Source organism: Arthrobacter sp. D1-29 (assembly GCF_054130585.1).
In genome coordinates, this window is the sequence record NZ_CP096383.1 from 5,042,308 (window position 1) to 5,058,512 (window position 16,205).

Annotated in this window: 13 protein-coding genes; 7 read left to right on the top strand and 6 right to left on the bottom strand. The window is 64.4% G+C overall.

Annotated features, from left to right (window positions below; genetic code table 11):
• Positions 1–108: 108 nt before the first annotated feature.
• Together M1E17_RS22960 and M1E17_RS22965 are read left to right on the top strand one after the other, a co-directional pair.
• A complete protein-coding gene (locus tag M1E17_RS22960; protein ID WP_457964434.1) occupies positions 109–348 on the top strand; it encodes a heavy-metal-associated domain-containing protein in 240 nt (79 codons plus the stop codon).
• Positions 349–372: 24 nt separating this feature from the next.
• Positions 373–2,832, top strand: coding sequence for a heavy metal translocating P-type ATPase (locus tag M1E17_RS22965; RefSeq protein WP_457964435.1), 2,460 nt, complete (start codon positions 373–375; stop codon positions 2,830–2,832).
• A gap of 18 nt (positions 2,833–2,850) precedes the next feature.
• Here M1E17_RS22965 and M1E17_RS22970 read toward each other — a convergent pair whose 3' ends face one another.
• Positions 2,851–3,123, bottom strand: a complete 273-nt coding sequence (locus M1E17_RS22970; RefSeq protein WP_267276945.1) for a DUF2277 domain-containing protein — start codon at positions 3,121–3,123, stop codon at positions 2,851–2,853.
• 210 nt (positions 3,124–3,333) lie between these two features.
• Here M1E17_RS22970 and M1E17_RS22975 point away from each other — a divergent pair, with 210 nt between their 5' ends.
• The gene (locus M1E17_RS22975) at positions 3,334–3,597 is read left to right on the top strand and encodes a WXG100 family type VII secretion target (protein ID WP_457964436.1); all 264 of its coding nucleotides are present in this window, start codon (positions 3,334–3,336) and stop codon (positions 3,595–3,597) included.
• Positions 3,598–3,704: 107 nt separating this feature from the next.
• Here the strand turns inward: M1E17_RS22975 and M1E17_RS22980 are convergent, their stop codons facing one another.
• A complete protein-coding gene (locus M1E17_RS22980) occupies positions 3,705–4,790 on the bottom strand; it encodes an EamA family transporter (RefSeq protein ID WP_457964437.1) in 1,086 nt (361 codons plus the stop codon).
• Positions 4,791–4,861: 71 nt separating this feature from the next.
• On the opposite strand from M1E17_RS22980, the gene M1E17_RS22985 reads away from it, so the two are divergent.
• The gene (locus M1E17_RS22985) at positions 4,862–5,407 is read left to right on the top strand and encodes a CGNR zinc finger domain-containing protein (protein ID WP_457964438.1); all 546 of its coding nucleotides are present in this window, start codon (positions 4,862–4,864) and stop codon (positions 5,405–5,407) included.
• A gap of 99 nt (positions 5,408–5,506) precedes the next feature.
• Here the strand turns inward: M1E17_RS22985 and M1E17_RS22990 are convergent, their stop codons facing one another.
• From M1E17_RS22990 to M1E17_RS23000, 3 genes are all read right to left on the bottom strand, one after another.
• On the bottom strand, positions 5,507–5,887 hold the full coding sequence (locus tag M1E17_RS22990) for a hypothetical protein (RefSeq protein ID WP_457964440.1): 381 nt from the start codon (positions 5,885–5,887) through the stop codon (positions 5,507–5,509).
• A gap of 126 nt (positions 5,888–6,013) precedes the next feature.
• On the bottom strand, positions 6,014–6,604 hold the full coding sequence (locus tag M1E17_RS22995; RefSeq protein ID WP_457964441.1) for a hypothetical protein: 591 nt from the start codon (positions 6,602–6,604) through the stop codon (positions 6,014–6,016).
• 25 nt (positions 6,605–6,629) lie between these two features.
• Positions 6,630–7,985, bottom strand: coding sequence for an MATE family efflux transporter (locus M1E17_RS23000; RefSeq protein WP_457964442.1), 1,356 nt, complete (start codon positions 7,983–7,985; stop codon positions 6,630–6,632).
• A gap of 195 nt (positions 7,986–8,180) precedes the next feature.
• On the opposite strand from M1E17_RS23000, the gene M1E17_RS23005 reads away from it, so the two are divergent.
• The 3 genes from M1E17_RS23005 to M1E17_RS23015 all read left to right on the top strand — a co-directional run bounded on the left by M1E17_RS23005 (position 8,181) and on the right by M1E17_RS23015 (position 14,541).
• Positions 8,181–8,615 (top strand): DoxX family protein, encoded by a 435-nt coding sequence (locus M1E17_RS23005; RefSeq protein ID WP_457964443.1) that lies wholly within the window; start codon positions 8,181–8,183, stop codon positions 8,613–8,615.
• A gap of 426 nt (positions 8,616–9,041) precedes the next feature.
• Complete coding sequence (locus M1E17_RS23010) at positions 9,042–13,433, top strand: rhamnogalacturonan lyase family protein (protein ID WP_457964444.1); 4,392 nt, start codon at positions 9,042–9,044, stop codon at positions 13,431–13,433.
• A gap of 124 nt (positions 13,434–13,557) precedes the next feature.
• Entirely contained in the window at positions 13,558–14,541 is a 984-nt protein-coding gene (locus M1E17_RS23015) for an acyl-CoA thioesterase (protein ID WP_457964445.1), read from the top strand.
• A gap of 19 nt (positions 14,542–14,560) precedes the next feature.
• On the opposite strand, the gene dnaB is transcribed toward M1E17_RS23015, so the two are convergent.
• On the bottom strand, positions 14,561–15,943 hold the full coding sequence (gene dnaB / locus M1E17_RS23020; protein WP_267276951.1) for a replicative DNA helicase: 1,383 nt from the start codon (positions 15,941–15,943) through the stop codon (positions 14,561–14,563).
• Positions 15,944–16,205 lie beyond the last annotated feature (262 nt).

Genomic DNA, 16,205 nt, shown 5'->3' on the forward strand with positions numbered 1-16,205 from the left:
ACACCGCACCACTTACGTCGCACACTGCATAAACCGGACCCACACTTCAGACTTCGCACTAAACACATCGCCGGCCTACAGGCCGGCCAGAACCCCAGGGAGCCAGCCATGAGCACCACCTCCACAGTCACCACCACCGTCAGCGTTTCGGGCATGACCTGCGGCCATTGCGTCTCGTCGGTGAGTGAAGAACTTGAAGCCCTCGCCGGCGTCGAAGCTGTCGACGTCGATCTCAACGCCGGTGGCATCTCCACCGTTACCATCACCTCCAGTGATGAACTGTCCCCCTCCGAAATCGGCGAGGCGGTCGCGGAGGCCGGCTACCTCGTTGTTGCCAACGAAGCCTGAACCCCAGGGATCCGAACGGACATCATGACTAACGAACAACTCCTCCATCAGGGCGGGAGCCGGGTGGTTGAACTTGATATCGAGGGTATGACCTGCGCGTCCTGCGTGAACCGCGTGGAAAAGAAGCTCGGCAAGCTCGACGGCGTGGAAGCCTCGGTCAACCTTCCCCTGGAATCAGCCCACGTGACGGCTCCGGACGGCATCACGGATGAACAGATCGTGAATACGGTCAACGCCGCGGGTTACAAGGCAACGGTCCGCATGCAGGAGGCGCCCCCGCAGGACGACGGGCAGAGCCAAGACCACGGGCAGAGGCAGGACGACGGGCAGACCGGGCACGCAGGTCACGGGATGGATGGCACTGGACCATCCAGTCATGTCCAGCACGGCGGCGCGGCGGCCGCGCTGAAGCCGCGCCTGATGGTGGCCGCCGTCCTGACCGTTCCCGTGTTCCTGATCTCGATGCTGGAGGCCTTCCAGTTCCCGCATTGGGGCTGGGTTGCCGCGGCCCTCGCGCTGCCCGTGGTCACCTGGGCGGCCTGGCCCTTCCACCGTGCGGCAGCCGTCAATGCCCGCCACCTTGCCTCCACCATGGACACCCTGGTGTCCATCGGCGTGGCGGCCGCCTACCTGTTCTCCACCGCGCAACTCCTGATGGATCCGCGCATGACGGAACACCCCGGGATGGAAGGGATGGAGTCCGGCGGGCTGTACTTTGAGGTGGCTGCGGTGGTGACCACCTTCCTGCTCCTGGGCAGGTTCCTGGAAGCCAGTGCCAAGCAAAAGGCCGGTGATGCGCTCAGGGCCCTGCTGAATCTCGGGGCCAAGGAGGCCACCCTCCTCAGTAACGGTACGGAGCGCAAGATTGCCGCCGAGCAGCTCCAGGTGGGTGACGTGATGGTGGTACGCCCCGGTGAGAAGATCGCTGCCGACGGAATAGTCATCGACGGCAGTTCCGCAGTTGATGCCTCCCTGGTGACCGGTGAGTCTGTGCCCGTGGAGGTGGGCCCGGACAGCAAGGTCACCGGCGCCACCATCAACACCTCCGGCCGGCTGCTTGTCCGTGCCACCCGGGTGGGCTCCGAAACCACGCTGGCGCACATGGCCCGCCTCGTGGCACAGGCGCAAACGGGGAAAGCCCCCATCGCCCGGCTGGCCGACCGTATCAGCGCTGTTTTCGTTCCGGTTGTCCTGGTAATTGCGGTGCTCACCTTTGCGCTGTGGCTCCTGTTCGCCGCGCCCGTTATCAGCGACGCGGAGCTGCGCGCCGCCTTCACCGCCGCGGTCACTGTCCTGGTCATTGCCTGCCCGTGCGCGCTGGGGCTTGCCACACCGGTGGGCCTGCTCACCGGATCCGGCCGCGGCGCCCAACTGGGCATCCTGATCAAGGGTCCTCAGGTCCTGGAGGACACCCGGACCGTGGACACCATCCTGCTGGACAAGACCGGTACGGTAACCACCGGGAAGCTTGCGGTAGACGGCGCTGAGGCCTTTGACGGCTTCAATCGGTCCGAAATTCTGCGGCTCTCCGGTGCAGTCGAAGCGGCGTCCGAGCACCCCATTGCGCACGCCATCGCCGCGGCCGCGCTGGCAGAACGTATTGCCCACTTCGCCCCGCAGGCGGGGGCGGCGCATGCCCCCGAGCCGGCACTTACTGGACAATCGGGCCATCCGCTTGCCCACACCCCAATGGGCAACGAAAGCCACGACGACGACGGCAGGCGCCTTCCCGCCGTCGCAAACTTCCGCTCCGCGCCAGGTGGCGGCGTAACCGGAACCGTGGAGGGGCAAGTGGTCGTGGCCGGCCGAACAGGATGGCTGGAAGAGAACGGCATCTCCATTGCGCCAGCACAGCGGCAGGCGTTTGCCGCGGCCGAACTCAGCGGTGCCACAGCCATCTGGGTCGCGGTGGACGGCAGGACCGCTGGCTTTATCACGCTCCGGGACACCATCAAGGAAGGCTCAGCCGAGGCCATCTCCCGCCTCAAGCGGCTGGGTCTGCGCCCCATCCTGCTGACCGGCGACAACGGCGCGGTTGCAGCGCAGGTTGCCGCCGCCGTCGGCATCGCCCCGGAGGATGTTTACGCGGAAGTCCTGCCCGCCGGAAAAGTTGAGGCCGTGCGAAAGCTGCAGGCTGCCGGCGCCACGGTGGCCATGGCCGGCGACGGGGTCAACGATGCCGCCGCCCTGGCGCAGGCAGACCTGGGCATCGCCATGGGCTCGGGCACTGATGTGGCCATCGAGGCTGCGGATCTGACGGTGATGGGCAACGATCTGGGCCAGGTGGCCCAGGCCATCGAACTGTCCCGCCGGACCTTGGGCACCATCAAGACGAACCTGTTCTGGGCCTTCTTCTACAACGCGGTGGGCATACCGGTGGCCGCGCTGGGCCTGCTGAATCCCATGATTGCCGGCGCTGCGATGGCCGCCAGCTCAGTCCTGGTGGTGGCGAACTCCCTTCGGCTTCGCAGCTTCGGCAAGTAGCCTCTCAGGTAAATACAGCTAAGCCGCGCCGAACCGAACGGCGGAGCGAGCCTTGGCCTTGGCCGCCTCTTCCTCCCGGTCCTTGGGCGGAGCCTGGGTAACGAGCGAATCCAGGAGGTGCTGGGTGATGTGGGCGATCTCGTGCACCGCCTCCTGGAAAGCTTCCTCGTTGGCCTTGGACGGCTTGGTGCTGCCGCTGATTTTCCGCACGTATTGCAGCGCGGCGGCATGCACCTCTTCGGAGGAAGCGTGCGGTTCAAAGTTGTGGAGGGTTCGGATATTCCGGCACATATTCACATGCTAGGCTCTGGAGCGCCTGGGATCGACCCCCCTCGGCCAGCTGCCGAGGTACCCGACCATGGGGAGTACTTCATGGGCAGGGGTGCCCATCGACACTGTTTGGGGGCCGGGATAGGTTTTAGGCAATGGATCTTCCGGACAAGCCGGAGGCCGCTGGGGAGCCGATCTGGATCGGATCCAAAAAAAATGAAGGAGAACACCATGGCTATTTGGGGCGCAGACGTAGAAGGTCTCAGGACTCTCAGCACCAAGCTCAACGGAGGTGCCGAGGCTATCGAGGCTCAGAAGAGTGAGCTCAACTCACGGCTCGAAAGCACGCAGTGGATGGGCCCGGACGCGGACAAGTTCCGCAGCGAATGGTCCGGCACCCACATGACCGCGCTTTCGCGGGTCGTTGAAGCCCTGCGCGATGCCGGCACCCGTGCAGGCAAGAACGCCGACGAGCAGACCACCGCTTCGGCCTAGTCTCCACCGTTTGACGAGGGCCCGGACACATCACGTGTCCGGGCCCTCTGACGTTAACTTTTTCTGCCGTGGCCGGGCGGTGTTTGCGGGTCGCGTCAGCTGGGCGCTTACGGTACAGGTTCGACGTCGTTGGCGTGCGCCAGGGGCGACGCCGCCTTTGCAGCACCTGCCTTTTTCGGCTGCGATTTTTCCCCATCCGCCAGTGCCCGGGCTGACAGTTTCGTGGACGGTGTCCGGGGCCGGCGGAGCTCATCAAGCCGGACCAGGATGACACCGCCGACGATGAGGGCCCCGCCCAGCAGCTGGATGACTCCGGGAAGTTCACCCAGCAACAGCCACGCCCAGATGACGGCGAACAGAACCTCGGTGAGTGACATGAAGGACGCCACCTTGGAGCCCAGAGCTCGGGCAGCCATGATGCCGGACACGTAGGCCAATACCGTCGCCAGGATCACCAGCCCGCCCACGGAAACCCACCACGGCGTCACCCAGGGGCCGAGCCTGGTATCGGCAGTGCTGAATTCCATCGGCAACAGGCCTGTTGCGCCGGCCAGCCACATGACCGCCGCACCAACCATCAGCCCGGTTGAGGCCAGGACGATCGGCGGCAGGGACTCGTTCTCCTTGGCGGTGATGAAGAAGTACATGGCAAGGCAGACCGCAGCAGCGATTCCCCAGAAGACGCCGACGATATCGATCTTGACGGCCCCTGTGAGGTCCAGCACCAGGACCAGGCCGGCGAGGGACAGCAGCGTTCCGCCGAAGGTGAGCGCACGGGGCCGTTTCCGGCTGGCAGCCCACAGCCAGAGCACAATGATCACCGGCGCCAGGTACTCCAGGAGGAGCGCCACCCCCACCGAAAGCCTGGCTACCGCGTTGAAGTAGAACAGTTGGCAGGCGGCAACCCCGATCAGGCCAAACAGCACGATGGTGACCCAGTTGTCCCTTAACTGGTGCCAGTTTCCGCGCAGCGCGAAGAGCGCCGGAATGGCAAGGATAAGGGCGGCGCCCGTGAGGCGGGCAGTCACGGCCGCCCCCGGCGACCAGCCGGTTTCCAGGAGGGCCTTGGCGAAAGAGCCCGAGATTCCGAACACGGCAGACGAAAACAGTGCGATCCACAGCCCCCGGGCTCCGAAGCCGCGGCGTTCTGCAGCTGGTGGCCGGCGGAACCGGATGGTTTTGGCGGCAGGCAACGTCGCCTCCTGTCAGGAGTAAAGTGGGGTAATGGTCATGACACTACGCGCCCTCCCTGTAAGGAGTCAAGATGCTTTTTGCCCCTGACACGGACGTTGCGCTGCGCACCGTCGTCAACCTGATCAATACGGCTGCGAACGGAAGGGAAAACCTAGCCAGCGTTGGCGATCTGGACCGCTTCCTGGAGGCGGAAGGATTCAGCGGCTCACGCACCCGCGATGACGCCGAGCTCGCCAGCGTTCATGAGCTCCGGAGCCAACTGGCTGTGCTCTGGACTATGGATGAGGACACGGCCGTGGCGACAGTTAACCGCCTCCTGCGGGACGCCAATGCCCTCCCGCAGCTGATGAAGCATGACGAATGGGACTGGCATCTGCATGCCACCACGCCCGAAGCGCCACTGGCGGACCGAATGAGCACCGAGGCTGCCATGGCGCTGGTGGACGTCATCCGCAGCAAAGAAATGGACCGAATGCTTGTCTGCGAAGCGGAAGGCTGCGATGCCGTGGTGCTGGACCTCAGCCGCAACCGCTCGAAGCGGTACTGCGATACGGGAAACTGCGCCAACCGGATGCATGTTGCCGCCTACCGGGCACGCCAGGCGGCAACAACCTAACCCAAAGAGTTTTCGTCCAGATACGGCGGGTTGTAAGGGCTCGAAGTCGCCTTAAATGGACAAAAACTCACCCGGGGTGGCGCGGACTGACGGTGCTGGCTAGGTTCCGGCGCCTTTGCCGCTCGAATCCGGATTATCGGATTCGGGCGCTCCGGGACGGGCCGTTCCCTGGCTGCCGTGGCCGCCAAACCCGTGAGATGACTTCTTGGCCGAACTCAGGTTCACGCCGGACCCCTTGCCAAGGTGCTCGGCGTTGTCCTTGTAGCTCATGGAAAGCATGGCGGCGATGACCAGCGTGACGATGAAGGCTATACCGGCGCCGGTAAAGGCCAAGTCAAAGCGCGGGGCACGGGAACTGCCGCCGGAGGCGAAAATCAGTACTGCAAAGAAGGCGATGACGGCCCAGAACGCGGAGAACATCAGCGGCCCCTTCACCGAGGTCCGCAGCTTACGCGGTTTTCCTGGTTGCTGGTCTGCCAAGGTGGTTCCTCCCGTTCAGGCATGGCGCTGCGGCTGCCTGGTTTGAATATTGTGGTGTGAATGCGTCCTGCTCTGCACTCACCCGCGGCGATTCTTCTACGCTGAGTAGAACCGTGCCTTCCTAGTTTACGGCTTCTCGCTGGCTGGCCTGGCATCGTGCCTGAGGGTCAGCCCGGACAGCGTCCACAGAACTCCGGAAATGATGGCACCACCACCGGCAACGCCAAGCAGGGCGTGGGCGCCCAGGCTGATGAAAAAGGGCAGGGCAGCGGCGGTGCCAAGGCCAACGATGCCGGAGATCAGCCAGTCCCTTGCCAGGACATGCCGGCCGCGGTACTGGACACCGCAGTACAACTCCACGGCGCCGGCCAGGCCCAGGCCCAGCGCTGCCAGGACACCCCAGACGAGGTCCCCGTGGATCAGGACAAGAGCCACGCCGCCGCCGGCCAGAACCGATCCGGCGGCGGAAAAAATCCGCCCCGGCATGGCGTCAGCTCGGAAACCGGCCAGCGGGATGCTCTTGAGGAACAGCAGGCCGGTGGCCAGCAGGTAGAGTCCGCCCGCCCAACCCATCACGGCGACGGACGGTGAAGTCCAAAAAACGGTCACCGCGCCAAACGCCAGCGCCGCCCCGGCGCGCAGGAGTATGGATTTCCACAGCTCGGCTTGGGGTGCGGTACCTGGGGACGTTCCTGCGGGTGTCAGCGGTTGGGTCACCGGACCAGTTTAGTGGCCGCGGACGCTAGGACGAACCGAGCACCATCCAGCGGTCGGACCGCGCACGGAGACCGAGCGTCACGGCGCGGGCGGCCATATAACCCAGGGCAAAGGCGGCCCAGAGCCACATCAATCCTGATGCCCCGGAAATACCAGAGCCACTGATGGCAAGGAGCATGGGCACATACACGGCAAGATTGACCACGCCCGCGAGCGCCAGGTACTTCGCATCCCCGGCACCGATCAGGACGCCGTCGAGGACAAAAACGTACCCTGCGACAGGCTGGCCGGCGGCCAGTACCCACAGCGCAAGGGTGAGGGTGGACTGCACGCCGGGATCCGGCGTAAACAATGCGCCCACCCACGGCGCGGCCAGGGCCAGCAGGATCCCGGTGACCACCCCGAAGCCCGCACCCCAACGGATCATGATGCGGGTCAACTGGCGTGCCATGCGGGGGCGTGATGCCCCCAATTCCTTTCCGATCAGAGCCTGGGCGGCGATCGCCAGCGCATCGAGCGCGAAGGCGAGGAATGAAAAGATGGTCATGGCCAACTGGTGTGCGGCAAGGTTGGTTGCGCCCTGGGCTGTGACCACCAGGACGGTAGCCAGGATGGCCACCCGCAGGCTGAGCGTGCGCAGCATCAGCCAGGAACCGATCCGGGTCATGGTGCGGATGCCGTGCCAGTCCGGCAGCAGGCTGACCCCGTGCCGGGAGGCATTCCGTTGGACCATAACGAGATAGACGGCTGCCATGGCCCACTGCGCGATGCTGGTACCCACCGCCGAACCTGTTACCGACCAGCCCAGGCCATAAACAAGCCACAGGTTGAGGGCGATGTTGAGTGCAAAGCCCACAGTGGCCACCACCAGGGGGGTGCGCGTGTCCTGCAGCCCGCGCAGCACGCCTGTCCCGGCGAAAATGAGCAGCATGGCCACGAGTCCGGGCATTGACCATCTGAGGTAATCCACCGCAAAGGTGCGAACGTCACCCTGGGCGCCCATCAGGTCCATCAGAGGCTCGGCGGCGACAAACCCTGCCGCGGCAAGGATGATGCCGAGCAACAACGCCAGCCACACGCCGTCACGGCCTGCAGCCAGTGCCTTGGCGAGCTGCCCGTGGCCGATGGCGCGGGCCACTGCGGGCGTGGTGGAGTAGGCCAGGAAAACCATCAGCCCGACGACCGTGTGCAGCACCGCCGAGGCCAGTCCCACACCGGCCAGCTGCGCGACGCCGAGATGACCAACAATGGCGGAATCAGCAAGCAGGAACATCGGTTCGGCAATGAGCGCGCCGAAGGCCGGCACAGCAAGCCGCAGGATCTCCCGGGCATGGCCGGCAGGCGCCGTCGAATAGGCATCAGGCGTGGTTTGGCGAGGCACGATGACAGCGTAGCCCGACCTGCCGACAACACTTGATTCAGGCTGTCCCAGTTTATGACAAGGGACACATCGCCTGCATTTAGTTGACGGTTCAAGTAAGTATGGTGGAGACTTGATACTTCAAGCTTCAACGCTGCGATCCGGCCCGCTTGTGTCCAAAACAGCCCTGACCGATATTCGAACGGTGAAACTCCCATGAACCAGACCTCCCTTACCACCAGCGCCATCACCATCCTGCGCGTCATCCTCGGCTTCCTCTTCACGGCCCACGGTTGGCAGAAGTTCAACGAATTCACCATCGCCGGCACCCAGGCCTCCTTCGCCAAGATGGGTGTTCCAGCCGCCGAAGTGGCCGCACCTGTCATAGCAAGCCTTGAGTTGGCCGGCGGAATTGCCCTGATCCTGGGCGTCCTGACCCGCGTAGTAGCCGCCCTCCTTGCCCTGGATATGCTCGGCGCCCTGTTCCTGGTGCATGCCCCGGCAGGCATTTTCGCCGCCACAGGCGGCTATGAGCTGGTACTCCTGCTCGCCGCCGCTGCCTTGGCCCTGGCCCTCACCGGAGCAGGCCGCATTTCGGTGGACCGCGCCCTCTTTGGCCGCAGCAACTCAAAGCTTGCAGTCCTGGCCTAAGCACCGAAAAGCAGAACACCGCTCGACGGCGGCGGGGCACCCTGGGTGCCCGGCCGCCGTCGGCGTTTAACACCGCTCCTCCTGGACACCCCCGCACCTGCAGCGAACCGCGGAACAAGAAGTCTTGAGGAGGACGGCAATGAGAGTTTCCTTGGGCAAGACTTAACACTTGCGGACAATTAGCACCAGAAGAGCGCGGGAAAGTTGGGAAAACGCTTGCCAGCCTCCTGTTGCTGCTGGTAAACCTATGACTGTTGCAGTGAGAACTGCATCACCGCACCCCAGGTCTCAGCTTTTCTTCAACGGGTCATCCCCGGGAACCTTCCCTAGTCTCGCGCGCATTTGCACTACAGCTGCGCGTTTCTTTTGAATCGTTCCAACCGAGGGCCGGGGCCGCTTCGCCACCGCTCATCGAAGGAGATGTCCGTGAAGAAACCCCCGCAAGCGATATCCAGCTCCAAGGCAGGGCCCCCGCACCGCCGCAGGATCCTCACCTCAGGCACCAGGGCTGCCACCGCAGCCGTTGCCTCTGCCGCGATCGCTTTGACCGGCCTCCCGCCGGTCCACGCGGACACGCTGCCACCGGTGGGCAGCGGATTCAAGTTTGATTTCGGTCCTGGTCCCACGGCGGATGGGTACACCCGAGTGGACGCCGCTACCCAATACACGGCAGCAGGAAAGTTCGGTTTCACGGACACCGCCGTCACCTCCGGCGCAGACCGTGGCACCGGTGATGCCGTCCGCTCAGACTTCGTGCAGGCCCAGGGCAGCACGTTCCTGGTTGACCTGCCCAACGGTGACTACACCATCAAGCTGCTGGCAGGCGATGCCGCAGAAGCAACCAACATCGCCATCACCGCCGAGAAAATGGCAAAAGTCCAGCTCACAGACAAAGCTCCCGGCCAGTACCTGGAGATGGAGTTCCCCATTTCGCTGGTGGACGGCCAGCTGAACCTCGATTTCAGCGGCACCGCAGCCAAGATCAACTCACTGGTCATCGCCGCACGGGCACCCCGCACCGCCACCACCGATCCCGGCATCTACCTGGCCGGCGACTCAACGGTCCAGACCTATGACCCGGGCTTCGTTCCGCAGGCCGGCTGGGGCCAGATGATCGACCGCTACTTCGACAGTGCGGTGACGTTCCGCAACCACGCCATCGGCGGCCGGAGCTCCAAGAACTTCATCAGCCAGGGACGGCTCGATGAGATCCTCCGCGTCATTAACCCCGGCGATTACCTGATGGTCCAGTTCGGCCACAATGACGCAACCATCGGCGTGGACGACCGGTACGCCTCCCCCGCGGACTACAAGGAATACCTGCGGACGTACGTCCACGGCGCCCGGCAGCGCGGTGCCACCCCCATCCTGGTCACTCCCGTGGGCCGCCGCGACTTTGATGAGGCCACCGGCAAATTCAGGGTCAGCTTCCCCGAGTACGTAGCCAAGATGCAGGAACTGGCCGCCGAGGAAAGTGTGGCCCTGGTGGACCTCTCCGCCTCAAGCCGCGCTTATTATGACGAGATCGGGCCGGAGGACACCAAGTCCGTCTTCCTCCACGTGGACGCCGGGGTCTACCCCAACCGGCCCACCGGGACAGTGGACAATACGCACTTCCAGGAGTACGGGGCCATCCAGATCGCCCGCCTCGTGGCCGGCGGCGTGAAGCAGCTCAGCGTTCCGCTGGCCTCCCGCGTCAAGGAAATCGCGCCGCCGTCGTCCGTTCCTGCCAAGCCGAAGGGCCTGGTGGCGGGCAGCATCTCCAACGCGGGCGCCCTCCTGAAGTGGCAGCCCGTTGAGGGTGCGGACATCTACAAGGTGTACCGCAAGCCGGCCGCCGAGCCGGACAGCGCCTACAAGCTGACCACCACCGCCACGGTCCCCACCGCCAACCTCGCCGGGCTGGCCGAAGGCACGGCCTACAGCGTCCGCGTTGCGGCCATGAACGGCAAGGGCCTTTCCGAGCCGAGCGACACCCTCAACCTGACCACCAAGCAGGCGAAATACAAGTTCGATTTCGGCCCGGTGGGAGCACCGGTCGAACCGGGCTACACCGAGGTGAACCGGACCATGGGCTACTCTCCGGAACGCACCTTCGGCTTCAAGGACATCTCCGTCCTCAGCGACCGGGACCGCGGTGCGGTGACCACGAACCTGCTGCGCGACTTCGTCCTCAGCGGCTCCAGCTTCGAATTCCAGCTGGACGTGCCCAACGGCACCTACGCCCTGAAGACCTACCACAGCGACTGGATCGGCTCCACGCGGACAGACGTTGCGGCCGAAGGCACCCCCTTCGGCCAGGTCTCCTCCGGCCGTGCCTCCTCCGCCACCAAAATCATCAACCAGGTCCTGGTCTCGGACGGGCAGCTGAACCTGTCCATCAGCGGCTCCGGGCAGCGGCTCAATGGCTTGGAGGTCACCCCGCTGCTGGTGGGCCCCACGAACCTGCACGCCACGGGCCTCAACGCGGCAGCCGAACCGCCCACCGTGGACCTTGCCTGGGACGCAGTGACGGACGCCGCCAGCTACAAGGTGTTCCGCCAGGCGTCCTTTGAAGCCGAGCCCGGGCTGATCGCGGAAAACGTCTCAGCCCCGTCCTTCCAGGACGCCACTGCTTTCGCCGGGCTGACCTACAAGTACTTCGTCACCGCACTGGACAACACCGGCCTGGAATCAGTCCCCTCCAACACGGTAGGGATTCCGCTGGTGGATCCCGGCACTCCTGTCCCCGCAGCCACAGCCAAGGTGGACATCAAAGCCGTGGAGAAGACCAGCGTGAACCTGAAATGGCAGAAAGTGGCCAACGCTGCCGCCTACCAGGTCTACCGGTCCACGTCACCTGACGGTCCCTTCGACTACGTGGGCCGGGCCACCGAGGTGAACTACACCGACTACACGGTCCTGACCACCATCAAGTACTACTACCGGGTCACCACCGTGAACAAGGGCGGCGAATCTGCTCCCTCGCCTGTTGTGGGCACGGAGAAAGTGACCGTGGTCAACCGGCAGATGGAGAAGCTTGACCGTGCACCAGTGGCCCTGCTGACTGACGGCGGCGTCCGCGTTGGCTGGCGCATGCTGGGCCTGGACCCGGAGCAGGTGGGCTTCCATGTCATCCGCGACGGCGTCCAGCTCACCGAGGAGCCCATCCGCAGCAGCACCACCTTCCTGGACCCGTCAGGGACAGCGGCTTCCCGCTACGTCATCAAGACCGTCGGTGCCGGCGCTGACCAGCTGACCGGAGAGTTCACGCCGCTGGCGCAGGACTACCTGGCAGTCAAGCTGGACAAGCCGGCGGACGACTACACCAAGGACGGGCAGCCCTACTCCTACTCGGCCGGTGACGCGAGCGTTGCTGACCTGGATGGCGACGGAACCTACGAAATCCTCCAGATGTGGTCTCCGTCCAACTCCAAGGACAACTCCCAGGCGGGCTACACCGGCACGGTCTACGTGGACGCCTACCGGATGGACGGCACCAGGCTCTGGCGGATCAACATGGGCCCGAACATCCGCGCCGGCGCACACTACACGCAGCTGCTGGCCTACGACTTCGACGGCGACGGCAAGGCCGAAGTTGCCATGAAGACAGCGGATGGCACACGGGACGGTGCCGGAACCGTCATCGGGAACACTGGGGCGGATTACCGCAACAGCAGCGGCTATGTGCTGACCGGGCCCGAGTTCCTGACGGTCTTCCACGGGGCCACCGGCACGGTCATGGACACAGTGGCCTACGACCCGCCGCGCGGTGATGTGGCTGCCTGGGGAGATGGTTACGGCAACCGGGTGGACCGGTTCCTGGGCGCGGTAGCGTACCTGGACGGGGAACGCCCCTCCATGATGTTCAGCAGGGGCTACTACACCCGCACCGTGCTGGCCACCTATGACCTGCTGGGCGGCAAGATCATCAAACGCTGGATCTTCGACTCCGATGTTGCAGGGGCGCAGTACCGGGGCCAGGGCAACCACAACCTGTCCGTGGCTGACGTGGACGCTGATGGCAAGGACGAATTCATCTTCGGTTCCATGACCGTCGATGACAACGGCAAGCCCTTGTACAACACCGGCCTGGGTCACGGGGATGCCATCCACACCAGTGACTTCGATCCTTCCCGCCCGGGGCTGGAAACGTTTATGCCCCACGAGGACATGGGAGCCAGCGGCAACACGGGCGCCACGTTCCGGGACTCCCGGACCGGCGAAGTCCTGTGGAGCATCCCTGCCGCGAAGGACACGGGCCGGGCCGCTGCCGGCGACATCGACCCCCGCTACGCCGGCGCCGAGGGCTGGGCCATTGGTGGTGATGCTGCCTGGAATTCACCTGTCGGCGAGTTGCGCTCCGCCAAGGGTGAACTGATCGCGAACAAAATCCCGGCCGCCAACTTCCTGGCCTGGTGGGACGGGGATCTGCTCCGCGAAATCGTGGACCATGACTGGGATGCCACCACCAGCCGTGGAACTCCGAGCATCGCCAAATGGAACTGGGAGACAGAGTCCAGCGACAGGTTGCTGACAGCCTCCGGAGCGAAGTCGAATAACACCACCAAGGGCACACCTGCCATCCAGGCGGACCTGCTCGGTGACTGGCGGGAAGAAATTACCTGGCCGTCGTCGGACAGCACCGAACTGCGGATCTACACCACCACCGCCGGCACCGACATCCGCCTCCGGACGCTGATGCACGATCCGGTGTACCGGCTCTCTGTGGCGCGGGAGAACGTCTCCTACAACCAGCCGCCGCACCCGGGCTTCTACATCGGAGTGGGCATGGAAATGCCCTCCCAGCCGGACATCGTCTACACGGGAGTCCGCTAACCCCGGCCAGCTCAACCAGTGCCCAGCTGCCCCGTCCGCCCTTCGGCGGGCGGGGCAGCTGCCGTTTGCAGGACACTTTCGTTCCGAACCGGCGGGTAGCGGCAGCCGTCAGTAAGATCGCACCATGACTGAGACCGCACCCAATTCAGTAACCCTCCGCTTCCTGGCCGCTCCCATGGACGTCGGCCACAGCGGATCCGTGGATGCCGGAACTGTGCTGGAGTGGGTGGACAAGGCCGCGTATGCAGCGGCCGTTGGCTGGGCCAAGGCCTATTGCGTCACCGCCTACGTGGGCAATATCCATTTCGCTGACCCCGTCAACGTCGGGGACATGGTGGAGGTCGAAGCCACCATTGTTTACACCGGCCGTTCCTCCATGCACATTCATACCGTTGTTTCCTCGGGGGATCCCAAGGGCGGTCCTGCCACCATGCGGAGCCAGTGCATGGTGATATTTGTGGCGGTGGGCCAGGACGGGAAGCCCGTCCCGGTAAAGCACTTTGAACCGGTCACGCCGCGGGAGATCGAACAACGCGACCACGCTCTGGCACGGATCAGGGTCCGCGAGCAGATCGTGGAGGCAATGAATAGCCAAAAATATACCGACGCCGGCACCGCCGAACGCGTGACCCTGCGGTTTATGGCCGCCCCGACAGATGTCAACTGGGGAGGGAAGGTCCACGGCGGCATTGTGATGAAGTGGATCGACGAAGCCGCATACGTCTGCGCGTCACGCTACTGCGGGAAGGACACCGTTGCCGTCTTCTCCGGCGGCGTCCGTTTCTACCGGCCCCTGCTGATCGGCCACGTGGTGGAAGTGGAAGCCAGGCTGGTGTATACCGGCACAAAAGGCATGCACGTGGCGGTCCACGTCCGCTCAGGAGATCCCAAAAGCGGCGAGCTGGACCTCACTACCTACTGCCTCACCGTGATGGTGGCGCGCGACGCCGAAGGCAACTCCGTGCCCATCCCGCCGTGGGTGCCCGTCTCGGAGGAAGACAAGCGGCTCCACGCCCACGCACGGGAACTGTTGGAGATTCGCGGCACCGCACCGGGTAACCGGCTACCCAACCACCTGCTGGAGGCGGGCGCAGCAGGGCAGAACTAACCTGGCAGACGGCGGCGCCCTAGAAGCCGCCGCCGCCGGCGTCCGCGGCCATGTTGGCGAAACGCGAATAGTGGCCCTGGAATGCCACCACGATGTCTTTGGTAGGGCCGTTACGGTGCTTGGCGATCAGGATGTCCGCCTCGCCCGCGCGCGGTGACTCCTTATCATAGACGTCCTCACGGTGCAGCAGGATCACCATGTCAGCGTCCTGCTCAATGGAACCGGACTCGCGAAGGTCCGAGACCATCGGGCGTTTGTCCTGGCGCTGTTCGGAGCCACGGTTCAGCTGCGAGAGGGCGATAACCGGGACCTGCAGCTCCTTGGCCAACAGCTTCAGCGCACGGGAGAATTCCGATACCTCTTGCTGGCGGGACTCCACTTTTTTACCCGAGCTCATGAGCTGGAGGTAGTCCAGGATGACCAGCTTGAGGTCATGCTGCTGCTTGAGCCGGCGGCACTTGGCCCTGATTTCCATCAGCGACATGTTGGGGCTGTCATCAATGAACAGCGGCGCATCATTCATCCGGCCCATGGTGGTGGCGATCTTGGACCACTGCTCGTCCTTGATGGTGCCCTTGCGGAGGTCCTGCAGACCGATGGTTGCCTCGGCCGAGAGGAGGCGCATCGCGATCTCGTTGCGGCCCATTTCCAATGAAAACATCACGGTGGCCAGGTTGTTCTTGATCGCCGCTGACCGGGCGAAGTCCAGGGCGAAGGTGGACTTGCCTACGGCAGGGCGGGCAGCGATCACGATCATCTGGCCAGGGTGCAGGCCGTGCGTCAGCTCATCAAGTTCATAGAAGCCGGTGGGAACACCTGTCATTCCCTCGCCACGGTGCCCGGACGCTTCGATCTCGTCCACCGTGGACTCCATCACGTCCTTGAGGACCACGTAGTCCTCGGCAGTGCGCCGCTCGGCCACAGCGTAAACCTCGGCCTGGGCCTGGTTAACCAGGTCCTCCACTTCGCCGTCGGAGCCGTATCCCAGCTGGACGATCTTGGTGCCGGCATTGACCAGGCGGCGGAGAACAGCCCGTTCGGCCACGATCTCCGCGTAATAACCGGCGTTGGCTGCCGTGGGGACGGTCTGGATGAGCTCGTGCAGGTACGCGGGGCCGCCGATCCTGTTGATCTCGGCGCGTTTGGTCAGTTCGTCCGAGACCGTGACGGCATCGGCAGGTTCACCGCGGCCGTAGAGGTCGATGATGGCTTCGTAGATGGTTTCATGGGCGGGCCGGTAGAAGTCCTGCCCGCGGAGGATCTCCACGACGTCAGCGATGGCGTCCTTGGAAAGCATCATGCCGCCCAATACCGACTGTTCGGCAGGAATATCCTGCGGCGGTTTACGGCTGCCTTCCGACGCGCGGGTGCCCTCGATCGAATCCAGGTGCGTTACTGACAAAGCTGCCGTCCTCCGTAGTGTGCCGCGGCTTGCTCAACTGCCGTTGCTTTGATGCCATCCCTGCCGGGGTGCACGTGCTGCCAAGCGCCAACAGCTTCCTTAGCTCAGGTGTACCGGTTGGCACCGACATTGAGCCGCGCGGACCTGCCCGGTTTGGGACATGACGCCTGCCCGTGGACAGAGTTATCCCCAGAATCCACAGGTTATCCACAAGGGCCCCATCCGGTGGACCGGTGGATCCTTGCCAGTGGCAGCATGCCCA